Below are 24,238 nucleotides of genomic sequence, written 5' to 3' on the forward strand. Positions count from 1 at the left end.
CACCGCCCGTTTGACAGACCCCTACCCTGCCGAGACCCTGGCCTGTCAGGATGCCCTCGACAAAACCGCGACCTCGCAACCGAAGCCGACCGCGAAGCGCCCGCCCGGTGCCGCGGCGAGTGAGTGCACAGGGAAAGAGAACTGGTGGTCGGCACCGGCCGGGCACCCTGCGGTGAGGTCGTGGAACCGCACGGTGTGGTCATCGCCGAGGGCTGCAACGAGCCGTCCGTCGGCCATCGCTGAGACCGCCAGCGAATTGTCGGAGCCTGACTCGGCGGTCTGGGCGTCGCGGATCTGCTGCCCCGTGGACAGGTTCCACAGGCGTATCGTCCGGTCCCGGCCCTTGCTGATCGCGGTGGGGGCTCCGCCCAAGGTGGCAGTGGTCACGGCGGTCACCCAGTCGGTGTGGCCGGTCAGGGGTTCACCGAGCTGTCGGCCGGTGGGGAGGTCCCACAGTCGCACTGTCTTGTCCCAGCTGCCTGTAACCATCACGGGCCGTCCGTCGAGGACCGTGGTGGCGACGGCGGTAACACGGCTGGAGTGGCCGGTGAGAGGTGCGCCCAGGGGCTGTCCGGTGGTGAGGTCCCAGACGCGCACAGCGCGGTCGCTGCCTACGGTGAGGGCGACGGGCAGGCCGTCCAGGACCGTCGAGGCGATGGCCAGGACTCTGCCGTGGCCGCTGGGAAACGGGCGGTGGACCGGTCGGCCGGTGGCGAGCTCCACGATGTGCAGGGTGGCGTCGGGAGCGGCCGTGACGACAACCGCCTGTCCGCCCACCACCGCCGTCGTCATGGCGGACACCTCTGCGCTCAGGAAGTCGGAGGCCCGCGAGCCGGTGGCCATGTCCCAGGTGCGCACGGTGTGGTCGGCACCTGCGGTGACGACCACGGGGACGCCGCCGACCACCGCAGTGGCGACCGCCAGGACGGATCCGGTGTGTCCGGCTCGCAGCCGGCCGCAGTCCCCTCGCGCAGCGGTGAGGTCCCAGGTGCGCACTGTGTGGTCCTCCCCTGCGGTGACAGCGACGCAACGTCCCTCCACAACGGTGGCGGCGACGTCCCACACCTGGCCGGTGTGCCCGGTGAGGGGCTCACCCTCCTGCTCGCCGGTGGCAAGATCCCAGACGCGTACAGTACGGTCGCGGGAGGTCGTGACCGCCAGGGTTCGCGTCCTGGCCGGGGCGCTGTCGATGGCCCACACCCGATCGGTGTGACCGCTCAGCACACTACCCGCAGGTGAAAGGCTGAGTGCGTGCCGCACCGTGACGGTGCCGTCCGGTCCGGCGATGAGGGAGACGGGCAGGTCATCCAGCACCAGACTCCGGGAAGCGGCCCCTGCTTCGATTCCCCAGCGCAACTCGGTGGCGAACAGGCCGCTCGTCCGGGCGGAGACCAGGGGCCACAGGCCGACCCGGTCTTCCGGGTCGGCGCTCTTGAGCCCCTTCCCCTCAGCGGCTTCCAAAGGGATGCTGCGGATGCTCCGCGTACCGTCAGGGCCCATGGGGCTCGTCGGCAGGTTCCAGAAACGCAGTGTCTGATCCGCGCCCACGACGAGCACCACACTGCGCTCTTCAAAGATCAAGGTCTCGGACAGGCCGTCGGGAAAAACAATGGGAGCCAGGTCTCCGACCACTTCCGGTGCCGCTTCGTGATGGAAGCTGAGGACCACGACCCGCCCGTCGACGACCGTCAAGGCTGACACTTCGTCACCGTGCTCGCCATCCGCCAGCAACTCCCCCGGGTCGGCTGCCAGAAGCACGTGGCGGTCCAGATCCCACACACGGGGCGCCTGGCCCTCCTCACTGGTTACGGCGAAGTGCCGCCCTTCGCGAGTCCACGCTCCCTCGGCCGGCAGGCACTCGCCGATCTCGCGACCGGTGGCCAGATCCCACACCTGCGCCGGATGGTCCGGTGGACATGTGACAACGACCTCGCGTCCATCCAGCTCCCCTGTCCCCACCATCCAGGGGAACACGCCCAGCCGACTGCCGGTGGCCTGGTCCCATACACCCAGCGTCCGGTCCGCCCCGACGGCCAGCACCACGTGCCGGCCATCCAGGACCAACCGCGCCAGCCCCAGCACCAGTTCGCCCGCAGAACGCCCCGTCTCCGGATCCCACAGCCTTGCGGACCCGTCCCAGTGGCACGTGAGGACCAGGGGGTGCCCGTTGACCACCACCGTGGCCAGGGCCACCAACTCGGGCGACAACGACGAGATGGGGTCGGGAGGAGCTGCCGTCAGCGTGTGCAGCCGTTCCCCAGTCGCCAGGTCCCAGATACACATCGTCGCGTCGCGGCTCGCCGAGACGACAACCGGACGCCCGTCGACGACCGCCGTCGCCACCGCGACCACGGGGGCGTCGTGACCCTTGAAGCAGCGGAGCAGCCGAGGGTCCGACCCGGAACCGCACGTCCAGTCCGCCCGCCAAGAACCCAGCCCCTGCGAGGCAGTCACATCCCGAGACACTTGATCAGATCCATCCATCATTACCTAAACCCACGGAACCGAACTGACCGCCGCGACCTGACGGTCGGGGCTCATTCTGCGCGCCGCAGCAAGTGACCACAGCGCTCGAAACTGGATCGTCCGCTGCTTGTGTCAGCCGTACGGCCGGTCGTTGCGCGATACGGCCACCGCGGTGGACGCGGTGCCGCACTCCGCTGGAGCTCGGACATCGGTGCTTTCCGTCATTGTGGGCGATGCGGTGACCGCGCTCAGAGGGTCGGGAAGACCGCCGCGAAGAAGAACCACAGCAGTACGGCCCAGAAGACCGCCGCCGCCAGCGACACGAGCAGAGAACTGCGCCATCTCAGAACCAGGAACGGGAAGAGCGCCGGGAGCGCCCAGTAACCGGCCACCTCGATCGACATGCGGGCGGCCTGACTGAGGGTTCGCGCGTGCCCCGCGGAGATACGCCGCAACAGTCGCTGGGAGACGAAGCCGTACAGGCCGAAGACGATCGGAAAGAACCACAGCGGGGTGATCGTGACCAGTTCGGACTCGTCGAGCTCGTTGAACATGACCAGATAGACGCAGGCGGCTCCCAGCACACCGGCAATGAGGACGGTCATGTAGAGGGCGGGTCAGGGCGGCCGGCTCCACCGACGTGGCCGGCCCGGGAACAGGGCCGGGTATGAACACGGGCGAGGCGTACGGAACATCGGCAGCCGGAGCCGGGACCACCCGGTGGCAATGGGGGCAACGGACGTTCTGCCCGGCACGCTCGGCCGGCGCCGAGATCAAGTGCCCGCATGAGGCATGGAATTCCGTTTGCTGACGGTTCACGAGTCGCCTTCCCTGTACCGCTCTGGCGCTGCTCGTCGGCCAGCGACGTGGCGGTCGGCTGCACGGCTTCCGACTCGGAAGAGGAGGCATCCAGAGGTTCCAGCCTGCGCCGATGCGCGGCTCGTGAACAAGCTTCTTCGCCGCGTGTCTCCCTGGCATCGGTGAAAGTACGTAATCACTCACGTAGGCGGAGACCGGCGTCCGGGACCGCGGTGCGCCGTACACGTAGTCGCTGTCGGCGAGGTTCACTCTGTTGGAAGGCGGCGTGGTCATCCTGCCACTGCTTCGTCAGCCGGGTCACGGTGGCGGGCGACGGCCCGGCCGCCGAGCCGAGGAACTGCGCCAGATCCGCCACGTACCGGTGGCCGCTCCGGTCGCCGGGTGGATCCCGCCGATGCCTCATGGCTCCAGTCCGGCGACCCAGACAGCCCAGTTCCCGCGTGGTGAAGACGACAACAGCACGTGAGCGCGTACGAGTAGTCGTAACCGATGACCAGAACCGCCGGCGGTCCAGCGAAGCACATGCTGCAGATGACAACCTGGGCGCGGACCAGGCCCTCGAGCGTCAGACATCGCCGGCGTGCCGTCGTGTCCGTCGTCCCAGTGGCGACCCTGGATGCCGCCGGCAGCGGTGAGGTCGCCGCGGACCACCACGGCGGGGCACGCCGACAGCAGCACATCGCGGACCCGTACGTTCCCCTGACCTGGAGGAAGTTGCCACGGGCGGCGTCCCACCACTCCAGGTACCCGTCGACGGTCCAGATCGCCGTCCACGGATCTCCTGGGCGTCGGTGAATTCCCGGTACCAGTACTGGAGGTCGGCGTCGACGCCGAAGCGGGCCTCCCCCTCATCAGCGGTGATGACGCGGTAGCCCGCCGATGAGCTCACTGCGGTCATGCCGAGGATGCTGGGAGCCGCCACGGACGGCATCCGGGCGCCGACCGCCCGCGCGGGCGAAATACGTGTCCGGCTACGTGGTTTCAGCGAGGCCTCGGCAGACCGGTCGTGGCGGCTGCGGGCCCCTCTCAGCCGTTCTTGTCGGCGTCCGAATCGGCGGCCGCCGCCGCGCTCTCCGCGGCGTCCATCTTCTGCTGCATCTGCTGCAGTTGATCACCGGCGGAGCCGGTCGGCGTCGTGGCCGCCGCAGCAGCGCCGGAGGCCGCAGGGCCGTGACGGCCCCGCCGGGAGCCGCGCCCTTTCCGCCGTTCCCGCACCCCGTGAGGGTCAGCACTGCTGCCAGGTTCAGGGCGTCGAGACATACGGCCGTACGACGGTTCACGAGGCGTCGCCCGTGCCGTCGGCATCCGCCTTCAGGCCCTGGGAGGCGCACCAGTCGGCCACCGCCGCCATGTGCTTCTGACGCTGCTCGAGGGTCGTCACCAGGCCCTTCCGGAAGGTGACGCGGTCGTTGAGGTAGGTGTAGACGGCCGTACGGCCCGCCGTCTTGGCCTTCGCGGCCCGCTGCTGCATCCGCGCTACCGAACCGCGCGTCGAGGCGTCCCCGTTGAGCCGCTGCAGGGCACGGGTGACGTGCGCCTCGACCTTGGGCAGCCGCTTGCACAGGCCTCGTCCGTCCCCTGCACCGGATGTGGCGGACGCGGTTGGGGTGGCCGAGCCGTCGGCGCCGACGGCCTGCGCGGGGGCCGCGGCGCCCAGCAGGGCGCCGGTCAGAGCGATACTCGCGGCGGCTACAGCAGTGCTGCGCGGTGTCTTCATCGTGGTTCGTCTCCTCCATCCGCTCCGGGATCACTGGCAGCAGGCCCCGACGCGGCCGACTCCGAGGCCACCGTGCGCGTGACCACGGTGGCCTTCAGCCCGGACGGAAGCCTCCTGGCCACCGGCAGCGACGACCGCACGGTGCGGCTGTGGGACACCGGCACCGGCAGATTGAAGAGAAGCCTGGCCGGGCAGCGCCCACGGCGTGCGCTCGCTCGCGTTCAGCCAGGACGGACGCACGCTGGCCAGCGGTGACGACGACGGCGGCGTGCGGCTATGTGTCTCGCTCGTACCGTCCGGCCCGTGCACGACCAACTGGCCGATGCGGACCGGGCGCTGGTGGTGCAGCGCGGCAGCGAGCACGCGGCCGCCTGAGCCACGCCGGCCGGACGCACCCCGCCCACCTCCACGCCGGCCCGGGGTGGCTCGGTGTAAACACGTAGATCCCTACCGAACTTGGGGTCGGCACCGTGCCATGAGCCGCCGACGGGGTCATGATCTCCGTAGCGGAGGAGCTACCGGGTGCGCAGGGGAGGCTGTCATGTCGGACGCGCGTGGGGGCCGACCGAAGTGGGTCGGCGTCGTCGTGGTGGTGTTCCGCCTGACCATGGCGGTGGTGATCACGCTGTACGTCTGGCGAACGTACGAGGAGATCGCCATCGCCCGCGCCCGTGACTCGGGGGCACTGGTACAAGCGGACGCCACCGTCGAGAAGCGATCCGAGGAGCGGATGTGGTCGCTGGGTGGAGCCGGCCAGGACCGTACGTCGGACGTGCACGTCTGGTACGACGTCACGGTCGAACTACGGGTGAACGGTGAGCTGCAAACGGTGAAGGGCGCGGCCGGCAAGGACGTGGGCGAACACGCCCGGGTCGGCTTGTGGCACGGGAAAGTCATCGAAGTCGAGGGGTACTACGTGTGGCCCGGGTGGCACAGCGGCCTCGGAGGTAACACCCTCCTGGCCCTCTACCCCCTGTGCATGGGCTATCTGAACGTCCTCGCGGTGACGGCAGGCGTCTGGAGGGCACGTCGGAACGGCACCAGCGTGGCCGACCCCATCAACTTCGCCTTCGACATGGTGCTCGGCTTCATCGCCGGAGTGCTCGCCATCCTTGTGCTGATCGTCATCCCCGGTCTGCTCGGCAGCGACCAGCCCCGGTACTGGCCGCTCATCCCCGTCGCCACCAGCATCACCGCCACGCTGCTCCTCATGCGCCAGACGCTCCGGTCGGGCTCGATCGAGATCACCCCCGCCCCGGCCGACGACACCACCGCCGAGAGCAAGCCCGCGCGGCGCTGACGCGTCCGGCCGAACGGGACGGTACGGGGCGCTTGCGACCGACCGGCAACGAGCCACGCCCTCTTCGGGCATGGAAGGGAACCAACACGTGACGAACTCCAACAGGCCTGCCCCCAGCGGCGGGAAGCTGACCACCGCATACGTGCTGACGGGAGCGGCTTCGGTCCTCACTCTCTACGGGCTCTACCTCCTGGACTGGTTCCCGGAGCGCTTCGGGGAAGGCCTCACGTTCCTCGACTACCGTGTCGAGCACCTGGCGTCCCGCGCCGAAGCCAGTCATCTGCAGGGGTGGGAGGTGATGGGCGACACCTACTTCCGGATCGGATACCTCGTCCAGACCGCCGCCTTCGTGCTGCTGCCCTTCGTCGTGGCGCGCAACAGCAGGTGGCACTGGTGGGCGGCTCTCGCCGTGCTCGGGGCAGCCTGGCAGATGGCCGGCATGGCCGGCGCCGGCATCGTCAACACGACGTTCGCGCCGGCATTGGGCCCCCTCGCCGGATTCCTGGCCCTCCTCGGCTGGGGGCTCGCGCGCTGGGCGGTGGATGACGCCGGCCCCCCTGCTGTGGCAGGAAGTCCCAGTCGGCGAACGCGCCACCACTGATCACCTCGAAGCAGCCGTCGCCGCGACTTTGCGCCATGTCGACCCGGACGTAGGGGCCATGACGAGCGAGCTCACGGCCGGGCGGCGTACGGTGCGGCGGGCGGGGGCCGAGTCGCCTCCATCTGCCGGACCGCTACGAGTACGGGCGAGCCCGCGACCACGCTCGCGGTGAACATCATCGAGTGCCGAGGGGCTGGGCTCCCACCCGGGTCGACTCACCCCGGATGCCGCCATCGACCGCCCGGGGGCGCGAACCCCCGTACTCGGGCTCGGCGATGGGTGCGCCCGGAAACGGTGTCATGGCCTTGACCTCCTCGATCCCCGGCGCCTCTGCGGCCCCCGAGCCCCGCCGTACCGTGCCCGCCGCCGTCGTCCAGGCAGCCGCCCCGCTGTTCGACACGCAGGCCGCGCCGTTCCGCGCCGGATGGCCGAGGAACCGAACCTTCCCCTCACGGACGTCCCATTCGTCCGGGGGCATGCGCAGCGGTCGGCTGTCTCCCGGAGAGCCTGGAGGTGCTGTTCGGGACTGGTGCCCGATGACCACCACGGTCGAGAACCACCCGCTCGCGGCATCGACACCAGCCACACCCGTCCGGCGTGCTACAGCGGCGTCGGCTTCACCCGGCCCTCCGGGCCGCAACCGCCCACGACGAGGTGATCCTCGTCGACCTGCAGCGGTTGTACGGCGGAGCGTGACGTCCTCGGACAGCACTGCGGCATCACAGCGGCGAGGGACTGATCCTCACCGACCGCCGCCTGCCTTCTTGAGAACGGCCGCCAGCCGGATGTCGATGAGCCCGCACACCGCAACGCCCGTCACCAGGAATCCGGCGAGGGCGGACAGCAGGGCCACCTCGTCGTACGACCTGGGGGTCAGTCGGACGGCCACGGCCGCGCCACCGGCTCCCGCGAGGATCGCGCATCCGATCCCGCCGGTCAGCAGCAGGGCAGACATCGGTCGCGCGGCTCCGCCTGGCGAGTCCCGCGTCTCGGTCAGCGTGTCGCGGCCGGCCTGCACGCACGCGACCGTGGCCGTCAGCCCGCCCGTCGCCAGAGCCAGTGACGGCGTCCCGAACAGCAGCCCGTAGCGCACCGCCAGGGCTGGCACGAAGAACAGCACCAACCAGCGCCGCAGGGCGTGGACCACGAACGACAGCGTCGGCGTGGACGTGGACCGGGCCCTCAGGCGGGACGCGGCCACGCGCAGACAGAGCAGGAGGCCCGCGGCCGCCAGGGCGAGCGGCAGACGGTCATCGAGCCGGCCCAAGTTGTACAGCAGCGCGGTGTCGTACACGACCAGGACCAGGCCGCCCAGCGCCCCCAGCGAGCCGATGAACACCAGCAGTCCCGCGACGGAGGCCGTCACCCGGGTCGTCCCCGTGTCACGCGCTGCCGCCCGAGCGATCAGCAGCGGGGTGATCACGGCCGAGACGGCGCGGATCACCAGGTCGTCGGAGGTGTACGGATTGCGCAGGTCCCACTCGACCAGACAGAACACGGCCGTGTACGACATGGAGGCCAGGGGCAGCAGGACGGAGCGCGCGATCCGGCGGTACAGATCAGCGTCCAGCCAGCGCACCACCGTCGCGAACGCCAGCAGCACGAAGGGGAGTTCCAGGAAGGCCTGGATCCGCAGCACGCTCGGCGCAAGAAGCCCCGGCGCCGGGAAGTGCTCCGCCAGGCCGCGCAGGACGGGATGCGCCGACGCCATGTCGAACCACCCGGCGGGCAGATACCGCGCGATGAACGACGGGTCCCCGCCGCGCACGCGCAGCACATAGACGGTGAACAGCACCTGGTTGACGTAGATCAGGCAGATCACCAGCGCCAGCCAGACGGCCGGCGAGAAGACGCGGCGGTCCGCCGCCGCGACCGGGTCGGGGCGGCGGACCAGGACACGCGAGGCGATCGCGAGGTCCGGAACGACCGACGCGACCACCACGACATCCACAAGTACCCGCGTGTTCACCACGTGACTGGTACACCCCCCAACTGGTACGCATGGGTCTCGTCCCCGACGAGCGCGCTCTGGTGCGCCGCAGACGCCGGGTGATCGCAGTGGAAGGCAAGTGCCTACTCGGCGCCAGGCGCCCCCATTCGATGAAGGCATGACGTGGCCGCTCGCTCGCTGAGTTCACTTGGGTATGGCGTCGGGGAAGGATCTGTCGCCGAAGAGGACTCGGCTTGCCGCGGCCCGGCCGAACGGTGTGCGTAGCAGAGTGAATCCCGCTGCTGCTGTGGTAGGCGTCCGTACCTGGGCCAATAGCCGGCGCAGCGTGAGTCGTCCGCGGAAGTGGGGGCGGAGTGCGGCTCCGTCGTAGTTGGTCATCGTGTTCGGTTCTCCGGTGCGCAGTGCGTCGTTGAGGACCTCGGCTGCGAGTTTCGACTGCCGTAGGCACGGGTCCAGGCCGCCGGCGGTGAGTGGGGACACCGCGCCTGCCGCATCCCCCACGAGAAGCCCGTCGGCGCAGCTGATTCGGCGCAGCAGGCCACCGACGGGTATGGGGCCTGCGCGCCTTTCCACCGTTTCGGGACGTTCGATGCCGGTCAGTCCGGGCGCCGAGGCGCTGAATCGCTCCATGGCACGGCGGAGACCGTCTGGATAGCGGTCGGCGTAGCCTGCGACTCCTACATGGGCGTGTCGCCCGTCGTTGACCACCCAGGCCAGGTAGCCGGGGGCAAGTGAGGGGTCGAGTACGCAGTGGAATGTCGGTGGCTGGTCGCTTCCGGGTAGTTCGAAGACCTCTTCGGCGCCGATGATCAGGTGGTGGTTGCGGTCGAGAGTGAGGTCGCGGGCGACTTTTGAGCGGGCCCCGTCGGCGCCGACGACGAAGCGGGCCCGGACCGCGGTCGGTCCGTCGCGACCGGCCAGGTGGAAGGTGTTGCCCTGTCGGCCGACGTAGCGCGTGCCCAGTGCTATGCGTACGCCGGCATCGACCGCCGTGGCGGCCGTCGCTTCGTAGAGGGGTGCCATGTCGCCCACCCGGTACTCGTCGCGGTGGCTGGTGAGGCTGACCGGGCGACGCAGGTCAGGGGGGTAGAGGACCACGCGTCGGATCGGTGGTCCGAGGCAGTCGGGGGGTAGCGGGAAGTCGTCGAGTGTCTTCCGCACGAAGATTCCTGTGGTGCGGATCGCGCTGGCGAGACTGGTTCGGCGTTCGACCAGAAGGACGTCGTGGCCTTGTCGGGCGATGAGTGTGGCGGTGTTCAGTCCGGCCAGTCCGGCCCCGACCACCAGTACGTCGGCCCTGTCTGCCGCGGGACGGTAAGAGAGGCGTGCTGTCGTCATGGTCTGCTCTGTTCGTCGGGGAGTCCGGAGCGGTGCGTTCGGCCCGCGGCGGGTGCCTACTGGCGGCCGGCAGTACGGCGACGGGCGCGGGGCGCGAGAATGAGGTGTGCCGACGTCGTCGTCAGGTCGTCACTCGGGAGCGTGCTGGAGATCAGGTGGAGCGGGTCGCGCAGCAGGGATGGTCAACGGCGTCGTACCTGTGGTCGTGTGCGGGCGGCCGACTACTGCGGCTGCGGATACCACAGCGAGGATCCAGTCGGGACGGATGATCCGGAATCGCGCGCGGCCCCGTCCCGATCCCCGGGGTCATCCGGCTCCCAGCGCAGCAGGTCTCCGGGCTGGCACTCGAGCACCTCGCACAGCGCGGCGAGGGTGGTGAAGCGTACCGCCTTGGCGCGGCCGTTCTTGAGCACCGCCAGGTTGGCGGGTGTGATGCCCACCCGGTCCGCCAGTTCGCCCACGGACATCTTCCGCCTGGCCAGCATCACGTCGATGTCGACGGCGATCGGCATCAGATCACCTCGGCCAACTCGGCCCAGAGTTGCGACGCCTCGACGTCGCGTGCGACGGCCTGTGCCAGCAGTATCCGCAGCACGAGCACGATGAGCGCGACCCCGACGGCCGCCAGGCAAGCCCCGCCCAGTAGGGCCACAACGACGGGGGGCACGACCTCGCCCGATGCCAGGACCACCCCGAGCGCGAACACCAGGAGCGCGAACACCACGAACGCGCCGATGACGAGATGCACGTCACGGAACGCGGCGGGGGAGAACACGGTTCCGCGTTGCGCCATCGTGACCAGCCGCCACACGTGGACCAGGACGACCTGGACCGTCACGAGGCCCAGGACCATGATCACGAGGACCGGAGTGCGGCGGCCGCCAAGGACACTCTCCTCCATGGCGCCCGCCAGCATCGCCACCATCACCGTCTGGGCGAACACCGATCCGGCGTGTAGCGCCACCATCACGGCGCGCAGCGCGAGCACTGTCACCTTCCTCAAGGCCACTCCCCCTCGGTCGAATTACGATAATAATCTATCGATTATCGATGTGGTCGGCAAGGCGGGTCCGCTCACACCACAGCCGGATCCCCGTAATGGCAGGTCCATGGCGTTCAGGCGAGGGTCACCCAAAAAAGAGCAAGGCGCGTCCTCCCCGGCGGAGGGCGCGCCTTGCTTCGGGTACTGCCGGCGCTAGCGAAGGCGGGCCATCAGCGCGTGCTCGACCAGGGTGATCAGTGCTCTCTTCGCATCCGCGCGATGACAGGCGTCGGTGGTGATGATCGGGGTGTCGGGGCCGATCTGCAGCGCCTCGCGCACCTCGTCCGGCGAGTACGGCTGGTTGCCATCGAAGCCATTGCCCGTATCGTTCGCCACCGCCCAGCGAGTGCTGCGGGGAATCCCCCCCCCAGCGGTGCGGATCCCGAGGGTGCTCGGGGTCGATGACTTCGCCCTGCGCCGCCGTCACCGCTACGCCACGATCATCATCGATGCCGAGACCGGGGAACGCGTCGATGTCCTGCCCGACCGCGAAGCCGCCACATTGGAGGCATGGCTGCGCGGGAAGAAAGGGATCGAAGTCGTGTGCCGGGACGGCTCGGCCACCTACGCCGAGGCAATCCGCCGGGCCCGACGCGGTACAGGTCAGCGACCGCTGGCATCTGTGGCGGAACCTGTGCGACAAAGTCCTGGCCGAGGTCCGCGCCCACGCCCCCTGCTGGGCCACCGTCAACCCGCCCCGGCCCGGCGGCGTCCGCGAGCAGACCACCCGCGAGCGCTGGCACAAAGCCCACGCCCCCCTCGACTCCGGCGTCGGCCTGCTCGACTGCTCCCGCAGACTGAACGTCGCCCTGAATACCGTCAAGCGCTACGCCCGCATCCCCGAACCGCCCGCGGATCGCATCGCCCCCCGCTACCGGCCCACCCTGGTCGACCCCTACCGCGAACACCTGCGCCGGCGCCGGTCCGACAACCCGGCCGTTCCCGTCACGCACCTCCTGCACGAGATCAGGGAACTGGGCTATACCGGCAGTGCCAACCTGCTGGTCCGCTACCTCAATCAGGGCCGCGCCGAAGGCGACCGCCCCGTGACAACCCCCCGCCGCCTCGCCCGGTTCCTGCTCACCCACCCCGAGCACCTGTGGACCAGGGACACCGACCTGCTCGGCCTCCTCACAGCGGCGTGCCCTGAGATGACCGCACTCGCCCGCCTCACCGGCGAGTTCGCCGCGTTCCTGACCCCGGCCCAGGCCAACGAGGACAAGCTCACCCAGTGGATCGCCGCAGTCCGCACCGCTGGCCTGCCCCACCTGCACAACTTCTGCAACGGCATCGAACTCGACCGCGCCGCCGTGAACGCCGGCCTCACCCTGCCCCACCACAACGGCCGGACCGGGGGCGTCAACACCCGACCCAAGAAGATCACGCGGCAGATGCACGGCCGAGCAGGATTCGACCTCCTCCGTCACCGCATCCTCCTGCAATGAGGAGAACGCACCGTCACCACCGACTACGGAACAGAGCCGAACGATTTACAGACCCCATCCTTGGGGCTTCATGCAGCTCAGCGCCGGTTTGGTCGCTTGACCAGGGCCACCCCGATGGAGAGTTGGCGGCGACCGTACCGGTGGGCAGCGCGGTGCCCACCGGGCCCACCGACGGATGACCGACGACCTACCCGGAAGCCGGCACGACGGTCCACGGACGCCGATCACCCCGGCCGCGAAGCCGGCCGCCGACATCTGGCCGCCTCGGCCGGCCTCCGCGTCCGTGAGCCGAAGGTGTCCCTAGTCGCTACACGGGAGGTACACCCACTTGGATACGTCACGCGTGACGACGAGCCCATACCGGGATGAGGCTTCGATCCTGTATTGGGTGCCCTTGGTTCCCCGGCAAGTCCAGGACAGGTTCAGGACGCTGGTCCCGTTCCCGCCGGCACTGTCGACGGTGTCGTCAGACCAGTAGTCATCACGCACGAGACGTGCGAGGACCGAAAGGTTGGTTGACCCTCCCCATCGATACTGAGCGTGAACCTTGCCGCCTGACGCCCAGACCTTCGCAATCCTGGACGGGATCCGTGATTGCTGCACTGCAGCATTCGCCTGGGTTCCCGTTGCCAATGCTGTGGTGTGGCTGGTCGTGCTGTGGAGGGTGTGGGGCCGGGACGGCGTCTCGGTTTCCGAGGCGCTTGCCGTGGTGACGGACCCGGCAGCCAGGCTGAGAGCGCATGCTGCCATCGCAAGGCGTTTGATCATGATGGTCTGCCCCTTCGGGGGATGAATGTGGTGGTTGCGCCGACCTCGATCCCGTCCGGTTGCTGGTGAACGAAGCGGCAGCAGGAGCTTCGGCTGGGCCTGGAGCCCGGCTCAAGGGGTTACCGGTTTCCAGCTGGCCACGGATACCCGGAAACCCTTCTTGAGCTGGCGGTTCGCAAAATCCGGTGTTGATCGCCGTACTTGCGTGACCCTCGATTCGCGGCATCGTTGACCGGTCGGCGCTCTTTGGCCGTAACGGAGGGGGCACCGGCGTGGCAGAGGAGGATCAGAGCGGGGCGGCGACGTTCGGGAGCGAACTGCGGCGGCTGCGCCGTGCGGAGGGCAAGTCGCTGGCGGGTCTCGCCGAGGAGATGCGTACAAGCAAGGGCTATCTCAGCCGGCTGGAGAACGGGCTACAGAAGCCGGGCGAGCAATTTGCCCGCGCCTGCGACCAGGTACTGAAGGCCGATGGCTGGCTGGTCGCTCTGGCAGTGAGTGAACGTGCCGCACGATGCCCGTATCCGGGACTGACCTCGTTCCGCACGCAGGAGGCCGACTGGTTCTTCGGGCGTGACCGGGCTCTCGCCGACGTGCTGGGCCTGGTGGCTGATGCGGCCGTCGCCGGGCGCCCGGCGGCGGTGATCGGCCCATCGGGAATCGGCAAGTCCTCGCTGCTGGGCGCGGGGCTGGCACACGCCGTGCTGCGCGGCGCGCTGCCTGGACATCGGCCAGGCGCGAAGGACGTGCTCTGTCTGACGCCAACGGCACAGCCGATGAACGAGCTGCGTGATCATGACATGCGACGTCCGCTGGCGTCGTATGCCCTTGTGATTGTGGATCAGTTCGAGGAGGTGTTCACGCTCTGCAAGGACGTGGCGGAGCGGGATACATACATCGCCGAACTGTGCTGTCGATCCGCTGCGGCACTGCCGGTAGTGCTCGGCCTGCGTGCTGACTTCTACGGCCACTGCTTGGCCCACCCCCCGCTGCAGGCCGCGCGGTCCCACGCACTGCCCTTGGGGCCGATGACTGTCGCGGAACTACGCGAGGCGATCACCGCGCCAGCTACCGCTGAGGGACTCACGCTTGAGCCTGGGCTGGTTGAGGTGCTCCTGCGCGATATGGGCGCCATGCCCGGCGCCGACACGTGCTCAGCCGGTGCGCTACCGCTGCTGGCCCGCGCGCTGCGGGCCACCTGGCAGCAGCGCACGGACGGAGTGCTCACTGTTGCCGGATACGAGCGCACTGGGGGAATCTACGGAGCTGTCGCCACGACGGCTGAACGCCTCTACGCCCGCCTCAACCCTCAGGAACAGAACACAGGCGCGAGGTCATGCTCAGCCTGGTCCGCGTCGGCGACGGCGACGGCGAGCATGAGGTCCGTCAGCCGGCCGACCGGGACGCCCTGCTCCAGACAAACACCGCGGCGGAGGGGGTCGTGGAGGCGTTCACCGGGGCACGGCTGCTGACGTCGGATACCGAGCACGTGGAGGTCAGCCACGAGGCTCTGCTGAGGGCCTGGCCCAGGCTCCGCAAGTGGATCGATGCCGACCGGTCGGCTCTGCGCGTGCGTCAACAGCTGATCGAGGCGGCCACGGCCTGGTCCACGGAAGGCCGCGACGGCGGCCTGCTCTATCGGGGCGTCCGGCTCACAGCGGCTGAGGAGTGGGCCTCCACCCATCCCGAGCAGACGGGCCCTGCCGAGGCCGACTTTCTGCGGGCCGCCCGCCGCCACCAGCAGCGTGGTATCCGTCGGCTGCGCCGCCTGGTGGCCACGCTGGCCGTGCTCACCCTGATCGCGGGTGGCAGCCACGCTCCTGGCCGTGGTGAAGGGCCGCGAAGCAACAGTGCAGCGCGATGTCGCCATGTCCGGCGGACTCGCGGCCCAAGCCGACCTGATCCGGACCACCAACCCTGCACTCTCCCTCCTCCTCGGTCAGGCCGCACTGCAGGCGCACGATACGGAGGCAGCACGCAGCACGGTGCTCAGCTCCTCAGCCACCCCCCACGCGACACACTTCCTCGGCGACGGCCAGATCTCCGGGGCCTCGGCCATGAGCCCCGACGGCACCATCGTGGCCTCAGGCACCCAGCGGGGAGCAGTGAACCTCTGGTCGACTGCCCCTGGCCGGCGTGCTACGCCCCCGCATGTCCTGCACGCCACCGGCACTGCGGTGACCAGCATCGCCTTCGACCGACGGAACGTCCTCATGGTCACAGTCGCGCGCGGCCCAGTCCGGCTTTGGGATGCCCAAGACCCCGGACATCCTCTCCCGCTGGGCCCGCTGTCCGAAGGCACCGACGACGTGTCCGCCATGGCAGTCACCCCCAACGGTCACACCCTCGTCACCGGTGACAGCTCCGGCCGGCTCGCACAGTGGGACATGAGCCGGCCTCAGCACCCGGTCCAGCTCGCGCAGTGGCAGGGACACACCAAAACGGTCAACCATGTGGCGCTCAGCTACGACGGCGCGACCCTGGCCACCGCCAGCCGGGATGGCACGACCAAGGTATGGAAACTCGCGGGCACCCGGCAGCCCAAGCTCGCCGTCACAGTGCCGGATGTCGGCGTCACCTTCAACCCCGTGGCGCTCAGTGCAGACGGCCGCACCCTGTACTACGCACAGTACGATCTGGTGCGTTCCATCCGGTCAGCCGAGTGGCGCTCATGACGTGCCCCCTTTCCGGGGTGTTCGATGGTTGGCTCGTGGAGCGAGTGGTCATGCGGCGCGGTGGTGGGGTGCCAGGGCGGCGTGGATCTGGTCGCGGATGTCGGCGAGGACGGCTTCGTCGCTGCGATGCAGGTGCAGGGTGGCGGTGGTGCTGATGTGGATGATCGCGGTGATCACCCGCGCCAGCGTTGCCGCGTCGGCGGCACTGATGTACTCGTTGCGGGCGAGCAGGCCGGTGATGCCGTCCTCGAGGCGGCCAGCAAGGGTTAGACCCGCTTGCCGGTAGGGCTCGGCCGGGTCGCCGAAGACGAGTTCGTGCAGGTATGTGCGACCGTTCTCGATGTGCTCCCTCAGGCACTCCACCACGGGACGGATGAGAGCGACGACCGGCTCCAGCACGCCCTGCCCGACGGCGGCGTTCGCGGCGGCGAGGCCGAGGTCGATGGCGGCGCCGAACTTCTCGTTCTGCACCATGATCAGCAACTCGGCCTTCGTGGACGCGTACAGGTAGAGGGTGCCGATCGCGACGTCGGCCCGGTGGGCGATCTGCTGCGTCGTGACCCCACTGACGCCGTGTTCGGCGAACAGCTCACGGGCCGCGGTCATGATGCGCTCGCGCTTGGCCTGTTTGGCCCGCTCGCGGCGCCCGATCGTCATGTGGCCGCGTCCCATGGGGCCTCCCTTGACAATAATTCTGAGTACACTCACAGTTGAGTGTACTCGGTTTGAGTGAACGGGGGGAGGCCCCGAAAGTCGAGCCGAATTGGCCGACCTGGTCTCAGACCTGGATAAATGGGATGAATGCAAGGAGAGACGCCCCATGAGAGCGTTCGTCGTCACCAAGTACAAGGAGCCGCTGCAGGAGGCGGAAGTCCCCGAGCCCACCGTGGGGGAGCACGACGTGCTGGTGCGGGTGGAGGCCGCCGGGCTGAACCCGCTGGACGAGAAGATCCGCGCCGGTGAGTTCAAGCAGATCCTGCCCTACAAGCTGCCGCTGATCCTGGGCAACGACGTCGCGGGCACCGTCATCGGTGTCGGGACGGCGGTTCGCGGCTTCAAGCCTGGAGATGAGGTCTACGCCCGGCCCGCCCAGGACCGCATCGGCACGTTCGCCGAACGCATCGCCGTCGCGGAGGGCGACCTGGCGCTCAAGCCCACTTCGATCAGTATGGATGAGGCGGGCTCGCTGCCGCTGGTGGCGCTCACGGCGTGGCAGGCGCTGGTGGAGCGCGGGAAGGTGCGGCCCGGGCAGAAGGTTCTCATCCACGCAGGCGCCGGCGGGGTCGGTTCGATCGCGATCCAGCTCGCCGCGCACCTCGGTGCGAGCGTCGCCACGACCGCCAGCGGTTCCAACGCGCACTTCGTGCGCGCGCTCGGCGCGGACACGGTGATCGATTACCGCACCCAGGACTTCGAGCAGCTCCTGACCGGCTACGACCTGGTGTTGGACGGCATCGGTGGGGAGACTCTCGAGAAGTCCCTGCGGGTGCTCAAGCCCGGAGGTAAGGCCATCGGGATCGCCGGTCCCCCAGACCCCGCGTTCGCCCGCGAGGCCGGCCTGAACCCGCTGCTGCGCCTGGCGGTCGCAGGCCTGAGCGGCAAGATCCGCAGGCAGGCCAAGAAGCTCGGCGTGACGTACGAGTTCCTGCTCATGCGCGCCAGCGGCGACCAGCTCCGCCAGATCACCACCCTCATCGACCAGGGCGTGGTGCGCCCGGTCGTGGGAAAGGTGGTCGGCTTCGACCAGACCCCCCAGGCGCTGCAGTTCCTGTCTCAGGGTGGCATCCGCGGCAAGGCCGTCATCGGCAACAGCTGATCCGCCGCAACCGCGACGGGCGACACGGAACACACGAGGAGAATCCGTCATGAGCAGCACCGACACCCCGAACGAAGCCGTCATCACCTCCTACGCGAAGGCCCCGGCCCGCACCGTCAGCGCAGGCGGCGTCACCTACGCCTACCGCGAGCTGGGACCGAAGGGCGGCATCCCCGTCGTTTTCTTCGTCCACCTCGCCGCGACCCTGGACAACTGGGACCCCCGCATCGTCGACCCCATCGCGAAGGGCCGTCACGTCATCGCCTTCGACAACCGCGGTGTCGGGGCATCCACCGGCCAGGTGCCGGACAGTGTCGAGGCGATGGCCGACGACGCCTACACCTTCATCAAGGCGCTCGGGTACGACAAGATCGACGTCTTCTCCTTCTCCCTCGGCGGCATGGTCGCCCAGGCCCTGGTAGTGAAGCACCCCGAGCTCGTCCGCAAGCTCGTCCTCACCGGCACCGGCCCCAAGGGCGGCAAGGACATCGACAAGGTCGCCGGAACCACCTACTGGGACATCCTGCGCGCCACCCTGACCCGCTCGGACCCCAAGGAGTTCCTGTTCTTCAACCGCAACGCCACCGGCAAGGCCGCCGGGCGCGCGTTCGTCAACCGGCTCAAGGAGCGCACCGTCGACCGCGACGCGGAGATCAAGGTCAAGGCGTTCCAGACACAGCTGAAGGCGATCAAGAAGTGGGGGCGCTCCGCCCCCGACAACCTGTCGTCGATCACGCAGCCCACCCTGATCGCCAACGGCGACAACGACCGCATGGTGCCGTCAGTCCTGTCCGAGGACCTACACCGGCGCATCAAGGACAGCCGAGTGATCATCTACCCCGACTCCGGGCACGGCGGCATCTTCCAGTACCACGACGAGTTCGCCCCCGTGGCGGTCGAGTTCCTCGCCCGATGACAACCGCCTGACCAGGATGAGAAGGCGATCTTCGGACAGCCCGAGGTCGGCAGCGGACTGCTGCCCGGCGGTGGCGGCACCGAACGCCTGCCCCGCGCCATCGGACGCGACCGCGCCCTGGAAGCCATCCTGACCAGCGACGACTACGACGCCGACACCGCCGAGCGTTGGGGCTGGGTCACCCGCGCCCTCCCCGACAGTGAACTCGACGCCTTCGTCGGCACCGTCGCCGCCCGGCTCGCCTCCTTCGACCGCACCTCACTCGCCTCGGCCAAGGCCCAGATCAACCGGGCATCCCTGCCCCCGGACGAGGACCTGGTCGCCGCGTACGGCGAGTTCGCCCACTCCCTCACCCTCCCCGGCTTCCTCACCCGGGCCGCAGGCACGCAGGCCGACGCCGAACAGGCCGGCATCGACTTCGAATACCGTCTCGGGCACCACATCGGCGTCGCCAACCAGCAACGCTGACACCCGGCAGGGAGCGAGCACGGACGCAGCGGATGCCGCGTGCGTCCTCTTTTGTCGTGGGGCCCACCTGATTTCCGACGTCTTCGGCACTGTGGTCGACCGGCGCACCAGCATCGCGGGCGAATTCGAACGCGTCGGCGCCCGCGCGCGGCACAGGCCGATTGGCCAGGACTCACCTCGAAGTGGCGCAGCCTGTACCCGCCGACACTGCTGCGAGTGGTGGCGGGTGAAGTGCCCTGGCGGTCGCTGGACGAATCACGCCGGATGATGCGCGGACGAGTGCGCGCCGACCATGGCCTGACCGAGCTTCACCGACACAGACCGGGCCGACCTCGCGGTGCCTGGCACCGCCTGAGCCCGTGGCCCGACAGCCGCGATGGTCTGTCACCACGGTGGTGCCCCGCTGCTGATCGGGCTGCTGCTGGATCGACCGCCGAGGTCATCCACGGCTCGACGGCCGCGACGGTGCATCCCTCCTCGACACCGGCCGGCCAACTATTCGGACGCCATGGATCACGGGGTCCCGACGTGAAGAGATCACGTCGGGACCGAAGAAAAAATGTCAGGCGTTCGTGCTGTGCAGGTCCGGGTAAAGCGCCTCGACCGGGCCGCTCAGAGCCGCCTTGACCCCCTTGGTCAACTCGTCGGCCAGGACCTCGTATTCGCCGGCCTCGACGGCGTCGTAGACCGTCGTCACCAGCTGCGTCGGCAGCATCTTGGGTCCGTCAGCGTGCGCGGCCATACCGGTGTCGACGTAGCCCATGTGCACACCCGTCACGTGGATGCCCATGGGTGCGAACTCGATGCGCAGCGAGTTGGCGGCCGACCACAGTGCGGCCTTGGACGCGCTGTAGGCGCCGCCGAAGGCATACCAGCTGGCAACGGAGTGCACGTCGACGAGGATCGAGCCCTGCTTGGCGGCGAGGATCGGTGCGAAGGCTCGGGCGAGGAAGACGGGTCCGAAGAAGTTCGTCTCCATGTTCGCCCGGATGTCCGCCTCGGTGACGTCCAGCAGGCTCGCGCTCGGCGGGATGGCGCCCGCGTTGTTGACGAGCACGGTGACATCCGCCGCGGCTGCGACGGCCGCGTCGATCGACGCGCGGTCGGTGACGTCAAGGGTCAGGGGGACGATGCGTTCGTCGTCCCAGGCGCGGGGGGAACGGGCGGTGGCGTAGACCTTGAAGGCGCCGCGAGCCAGGGCGTCGTGGACGAAGTGGGTGCCGATACCGCCATTGCCGCCGGTGACGAGGACGACTGCTCCATCGAGAGAGGGCATTGGTTCCTCTTTTCCAAGGGGATGTGAGGTGCGTGGCTGCGCACGGATGGAGCAATGACTGGTCGCCCCGCCATGGGAGAATGAGCGCAGCCGTATCCGAGCCCACGCGGTACTGACTGCAGTCATAGCTGATTGCAGTCAGAATCTATTCCTGGAGGACACCGCCATGCCTGTCACCCCCCGGTCGGTCGGACGGCGCGAGCGGAACAAGCAGGAGAAATTCGACCGCATCGTCGCTGCCGCCACTGAGCTGTTCGCCGAACACGGCATTGATGAGGTCACGACCCAGCAGATCGCCGACAAGGCCGACATCGGCACCGGGACCCTGTTTCTTTATGCCAAGACCAAGGGCGAACTCCTCCTGCTTGTGCAGAACGCCAAGTACGCCGAAGCACTTGAGCAGGGCCGGGCGGATGCCGAGGCCATCCCAGGCGTGTTGGACGCGGTGATGGCGATCGTCCGGCCGATCGTGGAGTGCAACCGCACCCAGATCGACAACGGACGCACTTACCTGCGAGAGATGGTCTTCGGCGACCCCGAGGAGCCCCGGCACAGCGCGGCACTCGCCATCGTCGCGCAGGCCGAGGAGGCCATCGCCGCCGTGCTGCGCCGAGACGAGCGGGTCACGGAGGACGACGCCGCGACGCTGGCACACATCGTGTCCGCCGTGATGTTCCTCAGCACGGCGGCGAGCGTGAACATCGCCTTGAGCGTCGAGGAGATCACGCAGGACATCCGGGGGCAGGTTGACGTCATGCTGCCTCGCTGAAGCGCGGCCCAGACTCAGACCCAGGCGACCATCCTGGTGGTCCTCGGCTGCGTCATGGCCCGAATCCCTCAATGACAGATCATCCGGCCGTTGCTGCCCATTCCGACATGGCCGGAGGGGTGGGGCGGGCGGCCGGAAGGCTACCGCCAACGCGTGCTGCTGGGATTCCGGCGATTGCCTACCTACGTGACGTCGGGTCCCCGTCGCTCAGCCCCTGCGCGAGCTGTCGGCCGACATGGGGCACCCGGAGCCCGACCACGCCGCTCGCGTACTGGGCATGCTCCATGACGGCGCCTTCCAGTCGGCGGAACTCGACGACGCCACCGCCGTCCGCGAAACACTGCGCCGCGCCGTCGACGAGGTGATCCCCGCCCCGCCATCTGCGGCCTGAGCGGCATGGCGCTCACCGCCGTGCCGCCGGCAGCCACATCGAGGCGGTCGCCACCGCCTCGATGTACGACATGCACCGCGTCATGCCCCGCAGCTGCCAGGACAGCTACACCCCCGCGATGGCGGCCTTGACGGTGTCGGCGTCGGGCAGGGCTCGTTTCACTCGGCGGGCTCCGGATCGTGGCGGGCAAGGAACGCGGGCCGTGACACGGTGCTGTTCCTGCAGACGGTGTCGGACGTAAGGGACGAGACGGTCGCCGTCGTCCAGGGCGTCCTCCAGCTGAGCAAAGTGGCTGGAGAGGGCTTGGTGGTTGGCGGGGGTGAGGGCGGTGTTGCGGCAGGCCAGCGGCTGGCAGTCGGCGAGCACCGGCTGGTGGCCGGGGCCGGCGGGCGCGCGGCACAGGGCGCGGTCGGGGTTGTAGACGCAGGTGACGAAGGTCCCCGGGAACTCGTGCGGGTCGTGGCGGGCCACGATGCGGCGCAGGCGGGCTTCGTCGGTCACGACCTGGCCGTCGAAGACGGTGTGGCGGGCGAACTCGGCGAGCCAGCCCTCGGCTTCCGCGCCGGCCGGTCCGGCCCGTGCCGGACGATCGACGTCGGCGCCCATCTCGGCGAGGAACTGGCCGCGGGGAGGGCCTCTTCGGCCTCGACCTCGTCGCGGAACCCGGAGTCGCTAGCACCGGCGTAGCCCTCGAACATCTGGATGCGCTGATGGCGGTATCGCAGGGCGCCCGCGATGGTGCCGCCCGGACGGCGGGCGATGAACCATGCCAGGTCGCGTCGGAACTGCCGGGGCGTCAGGTGCGGCAGGCGCCACTTGTCCGCGGGGATCGCAACCACGCGTGAGTGAGCGGCGCAGTAGGCATTGATCCACCTGGCCAGTGCGGTCATGTCCTTGATGGTGGTGGCGCTGGTGCGCACGCGCCCGGCCACGCGGTGGCGCTGGTGGTTGGCCGATTTGAGCGGGTGCGCGAACGGGTAGGGCTCGTCGGCTGGCTGGCAGCGTTTAGGACGGCGACGGCCCCTGCGACGGGAGCGGTGACGATCCAGGTGGCGGCCGCGCCATGGACACCTTCGCCCTTGAAGGCCAGTCCGTGAAGCCGGTAGCGGTAGATACGGCCGTCGGCGTCGCGCTGGGCGCTGACGCAACCGCGCCGCAGGTGTTTGATCTCGGAGTCGCGAAGGCCGGAGAGGTAGGCGATGACGATCCAGCAGGACACCTGCAGCAGCCGCTCGAACTGGCCGACGTCGTAGTAGGAGATCTGCTCCAGCCACCGCTGACCGTCCACCTGCGCCTGCGCCTGCGCCTGCGGGACGTGTCGTAGTGGGGAGTCGGTGTCCACACAGAGGTCGCGGACCGCCTCCTCGGCCTGTCGGTCGACCACGCCGCCGTCGACGGCGTTCGGGTGGTCACGCTGCGCGGCGAGATCGACCACACGGTCAAGAACAAGCTCACCGAGGCCCTGCTGTCCTACGGCAGCGTGACACCGCCGCGGACCGTGGTGGACCTCAGCGGCGTGACCTTCATGGACTCCAGCGGCATCAAAGTCCTCATCGCCGCCCACCAGAGCATGAGTGACGCTCAGGGATGGCTGCGTATCGCCGGCGCCCAGGCCTCGGTGCTGCGGGTCCTGGAGCTCGTCGGCCTCGACCAGGTCATCGGCTGCCATCCCACCGTCGAACAGGCCCTGGTCCCCTGACCCACGCCCCGGCCGCGGCGCTCTACCCGACTTCCGCGTCCGGGGCATTCCGCTGGCGTGAGCGCCGCTGCACGGCCGCGTCCAGCTCCCGCCCCACCGGCTCCGGCTCCCCCAGCGCCCAGGCGATCACCGTCCCAGCCACCGTGTGCAGCTTGGTGTTTCCGCTGGGAGAGCGGTTGGCCTTGTAACTCTTCCACCCGTCGGCGTCAGCGACATGCTGCTGGTCCTCATGAAGTTCGGCAGCGACGCCGGCTCGCACGCCGCCCGCGGGCGGGAACGTCCCGTCCTCGTTCTGGGGGGGAGACCTGGACGCCGTCGGCGGCAAGCGCGACTGCACCAGTCCGCGCCCTCCTCACATCCCGCGCGCCTCCGACGACGACTACGACGCCCTGTGCCGGCGGCACCATGAACAAGGACGCCGTCGGCTTCGTCAAGGCCTCCATGAACTCGGGGAAGCCCGTGGCCACGATCTGCCACGGCCCGTGGACCATGGTGGAGGCCGATGTCGTGCGCGGACGCCGACTCACCTCGTGGCCGAGCATCCGCACGCATCTACGTATTGCAGGAGCCGAGGTCGCCGACAAGGAGATCGTCATCGACGGCCAGTTCACCTCGAGTCGGCCGCGCCTAGCCCGGCGGCGAGAGCTGCGTCCCAGGCGCCTGCAGGCGGCGGCTACGCGGCCGGGGGCGTACTGCAGGGCGCAGGGCGTCCAGCGACATGGGCCCACGTGTTGGGGCGTTCAGCGGGGCCGGCCGAGTGTTTCCGCCGGACGCAGGTTCTCCT

Annotated in this window: 24 protein-coding genes and 5 pseudogenes; 13 read left to right on the plus strand and 16 right to left on the minus strand. The window is 69.2% G+C overall.

The window, feature by feature from the left end; translation table 11 throughout:
• Positions 1–45: 45 nt before the first annotated feature.
• The 5 genes and pseudogenes from AOK23_RS18250 to AOK23_RS18265 form a co-directional block, all read right to left on the minus strand.
• Entirely contained in the window at positions 46–2,487 is a 2,442-nt protein-coding gene (locus tag AOK23_RS18250) for a WD40 repeat domain-containing protein (protein WP_107102811.1), read from the minus strand.
• Between the two features lie 227 nt (positions 2,488–2,714).
• Complete coding sequence (locus tag AOK23_RS49890; RefSeq protein WP_055713761.1) at positions 2,715–3,071, minus strand: hypothetical protein; 357 nt, start codon at positions 3,069–3,071, stop codon at positions 2,715–2,717.
• A 433-nt stretch (positions 3,072–3,504) separates the two neighbouring features.
• Positions 3,505–3,643 (minus strand): annotated as a pseudogene (locus AOK23_RS51925) (IS256 family transposase); the annotation flags it as partial.
• Positions 3,644–4,311: 668 nt separating this feature from the next.
• Positions 4,312–4,500, minus strand: coding sequence for a hypothetical protein (locus tag AOK23_RS18260; RefSeq protein ID WP_055713762.1), 189 nt, complete (start codon positions 4,498–4,500; stop codon positions 4,312–4,314).
• 61 nt (positions 4,501–4,561) lie between these two features.
• Positions 4,562–5,002, minus strand: a complete 441-nt coding sequence (locus AOK23_RS18265) for a hypothetical protein (protein WP_055713763.1) — start codon at positions 5,000–5,002, stop codon at positions 4,562–4,564.
• Between the two features lie 87 nt (positions 5,003–5,089).
• On the opposite strand from AOK23_RS18265, the gene AOK23_RS49895 reads away from it, so the two are divergent.
• The 3 genes from AOK23_RS49895 to AOK23_RS47920 all read left to right on the plus strand — a co-directional run bounded on the left by AOK23_RS49895 (position 5,090) and on the right by AOK23_RS47920 (position 6,903).
• A complete protein-coding gene (locus tag AOK23_RS49895) occupies positions 5,090–5,257 on the plus strand; it encodes a hypothetical protein (protein ID WP_240496434.1) in 168 nt (55 codons plus the stop codon).
• A gap of 286 nt (positions 5,258–5,543) precedes the next feature.
• Positions 5,544–6,302 carry a hypothetical protein gene (locus tag AOK23_RS49900; RefSeq protein ID WP_055713764.1) on the plus strand — a complete coding sequence of 253 codons (759 nt, stop codon included), beginning with the start codon at positions 5,544–5,546 and terminating at the stop codon, positions 6,300–6,302.
• Between the two features lie 88 nt (positions 6,303–6,390).
• On the plus strand, positions 6,391–6,903 hold the full coding sequence (locus AOK23_RS47920) for a hypothetical protein (protein ID WP_055713765.1): 513 nt from the start codon (positions 6,391–6,393) through the stop codon (positions 6,901–6,903).
• Positions 6,904–7,645: 742 nt separating this feature from the next.
• Here the strand turns inward: AOK23_RS47920 and AOK23_RS18280 are convergent.
• The 5 genes and pseudogenes from AOK23_RS18280 to AOK23_RS45155 form a co-directional block, all read right to left on the minus strand.
• Positions 7,646–8,872, minus strand: coding sequence for a hypothetical protein (locus tag AOK23_RS18280; protein ID WP_157878068.1), 1,227 nt, complete (start codon positions 8,870–8,872; stop codon positions 7,646–7,648).
• 165 nt (positions 8,873–9,037) lie between these two features.
• Positions 9,038–10,192: an FAD-dependent oxidoreductase gene (locus AOK23_RS18285; RefSeq protein WP_055713767.1), complete on the minus strand. Its 1,155-nt coding sequence runs from the start codon at positions 10,190–10,192 to the stop codon at positions 9,038–9,040.
• A gap of 221 nt (positions 10,193–10,413) precedes the next feature.
• On the minus strand, positions 10,414–10,704 hold the full coding sequence (locus AOK23_RS18290) for a helix-turn-helix domain-containing protein (protein WP_055713768.1): 291 nt from the start codon (positions 10,702–10,704) through the stop codon (positions 10,414–10,416).
• On the minus strand, positions 10,704–11,159 hold the full coding sequence (locus tag AOK23_RS18295) for a DUF2975 domain-containing protein (protein WP_420823720.1): 456 nt from the start codon (positions 11,157–11,159) through the stop codon (positions 10,704–10,706). Before AOK23_RS18295 ends, AOK23_RS18290 begins: the two co-directional genes overlap by 1 nt.
• Before the next feature lie 228 nt (positions 11,160–11,387).
• Positions 11,388–11,552, minus strand: a pseudogene (locus tag AOK23_RS45155) (ATP-binding protein); the annotation flags it as partial.
• Between AOK23_RS45155 and AOK23_RS18300 the strand changes: the two are divergent.
• The 3 genes and pseudogenes from AOK23_RS18300 to AOK23_RS18310 all read left to right on the plus strand — a co-directional run.
• Positions 11,542–12,679, plus strand: a pseudogene (locus AOK23_RS18300) (ISL3 family transposase); the annotation flags it as partial. The pseudogenes AOK23_RS45155 and AOK23_RS18300 overlap by 11 nt on opposite strands.
• A gap of 1,040 nt (positions 12,680–13,719) precedes the next feature.
• Positions 13,720–15,008: pseudogene (locus tag AOK23_RS18305) on the plus strand (helix-turn-helix domain-containing protein); the annotation flags it as partial.
• A gap of 241 nt (positions 15,009–15,249) precedes the next feature.
• Positions 15,250–16,119, plus strand: coding sequence for a WD40 repeat domain-containing protein (locus AOK23_RS18310; protein ID WP_157878069.1), 870 nt, complete (start codon positions 15,250–15,252; stop codon positions 16,117–16,119).
• 48 nt (positions 16,120–16,167) lie between these two features.
• Here AOK23_RS18310 and AOK23_RS18315 read toward each other — a convergent pair whose 3' ends face one another.
• A complete protein-coding gene (locus tag AOK23_RS18315) occupies positions 16,168–16,791 on the minus strand; it encodes a TetR/AcrR family transcriptional regulator (RefSeq protein ID WP_055713771.1) in 624 nt (207 codons plus the stop codon).
• Positions 16,792–16,939: 148 nt separating this feature from the next.
• Here AOK23_RS18315 and AOK23_RS18320 point away from each other — a divergent pair, with 148 nt between their 5' ends.
• The 3 genes and pseudogenes from AOK23_RS18320 to AOK23_RS49905 all read left to right on the plus strand — a co-directional run.
• On the plus strand, positions 16,940–17,935 hold the full coding sequence (locus AOK23_RS18320) for an NADP-dependent oxidoreductase (protein ID WP_055713772.1): 996 nt from the start codon (positions 16,940–16,942) through the stop codon (positions 17,933–17,935).
• Positions 17,936–17,984: 49 nt separating this feature from the next.
• Entirely contained in the window at positions 17,985–18,851 is an 867-nt protein-coding gene (locus AOK23_RS18325; protein ID WP_055713773.1) for an alpha/beta fold hydrolase, read from the plus strand.
• A gap of 60 nt (positions 18,852–18,911) precedes the next feature.
• A pseudogene (locus tag AOK23_RS49905) lies at positions 18,912–19,091 on the plus strand (enoyl-CoA hydratase-related protein); the annotation flags it as partial.
• Positions 19,092–19,109: 18 nt separating this feature from the next.
• Here AOK23_RS49905 and AOK23_RS49910 read toward each other — a convergent pair.
• Together AOK23_RS49910 and AOK23_RS18335 are read right to left on the minus strand one after the other, a co-directional pair.
• Entirely contained in the window at positions 19,110–19,313 is a 204-nt protein-coding gene (locus tag AOK23_RS49910) for a hypothetical protein (RefSeq protein WP_240496433.1), read from the minus strand.
• Between the two features lie 568 nt (positions 19,314–19,881).
• The gene (locus AOK23_RS18335; RefSeq protein WP_055713775.1) at positions 19,882–20,595 is read right to left on the minus strand and encodes an SDR family oxidoreductase; all 714 of its coding nucleotides are present in this window, start codon (positions 20,593–20,595) and stop codon (positions 19,882–19,884) included.
• A 166-nt stretch (positions 20,596–20,761) separates the two neighbouring features.
• On the opposite strand from AOK23_RS18335, the gene AOK23_RS18340 reads away from it, so the two are divergent.
• Both AOK23_RS18340 and AOK23_RS47925 read left to right on the plus strand, forming a co-directional pair.
• Positions 20,762–21,364: a TetR/AcrR family transcriptional regulator gene (locus AOK23_RS18340; RefSeq protein ID WP_055713776.1), complete on the plus strand. Its 603-nt coding sequence runs from the start codon at positions 20,762–20,764 to the stop codon at positions 21,362–21,364.
• 235 nt (positions 21,365–21,599) lie between these two features.
• The gene (locus AOK23_RS47925; RefSeq protein WP_157878070.1) at positions 21,600–21,755 is read left to right on the plus strand and encodes a hypothetical protein; all 156 of its coding nucleotides are present in this window, start codon (positions 21,600–21,602) and stop codon (positions 21,753–21,755) included.
• Positions 21,756–21,860: 105 nt separating this feature from the next.
• Here the strand turns inward: AOK23_RS47925 and AOK23_RS48865 are convergent, their stop codons facing one another.
• Positions 21,861–22,361: a hypothetical protein gene (locus tag AOK23_RS48865; RefSeq protein WP_063791354.1), complete on the minus strand. Its 501-nt coding sequence runs from the start codon at positions 22,359–22,361 to the stop codon at positions 21,861–21,863.
• A 280-nt stretch (positions 22,362–22,641) separates the two neighbouring features.
• Entirely contained in the window at positions 22,642–23,190 is a 549-nt protein-coding gene (locus tag AOK23_RS18350) for a site-specific integrase (RefSeq protein ID WP_157878071.1), read from the minus strand.
• On the opposite strand from AOK23_RS18350, the gene AOK23_RS18355 reads away from it, so the two are divergent.
• Positions 23,161–23,454, plus strand: coding sequence for an STAS domain-containing protein (locus tag AOK23_RS18355; protein WP_338056479.1), 294 nt, complete (start codon positions 23,161–23,163; stop codon positions 23,452–23,454). The two genes, AOK23_RS18350 and AOK23_RS18355, sit on opposite strands and share 30 nt — an antisense overlap.
• Positions 23,455–23,476: 22 nt before the next feature.
• Here the strand turns inward: AOK23_RS18355 and AOK23_RS48870 are convergent, their stop codons facing one another.
• On the minus strand, positions 23,477–23,791 hold the full coding sequence (locus tag AOK23_RS48870) for a hypothetical protein (RefSeq protein WP_055713779.1): 315 nt from the start codon (positions 23,789–23,791) through the stop codon (positions 23,477–23,479).
• A gap of 68 nt (positions 23,792–23,859) precedes the next feature.
• On the opposite strand from AOK23_RS48870, the gene AOK23_RS51930 reads away from it, so the two are divergent.
• Positions 23,860–24,238 (plus strand): DJ-1/PfpI family protein (locus AOK23_RS51930; RefSeq protein WP_206336232.1); only part of this gene is annotated, 379 nt, incomplete at its 3' end.

Origin of the sequence: Streptomyces torulosus, assembly GCF_001419765.1 — a bacterium.
GTDB classification, from domain to species: Bacteria; Actinomycetota; Actinomycetes; order Streptomycetales; family Streptomycetaceae; genus Streptomyces; species Streptomyces torulosus.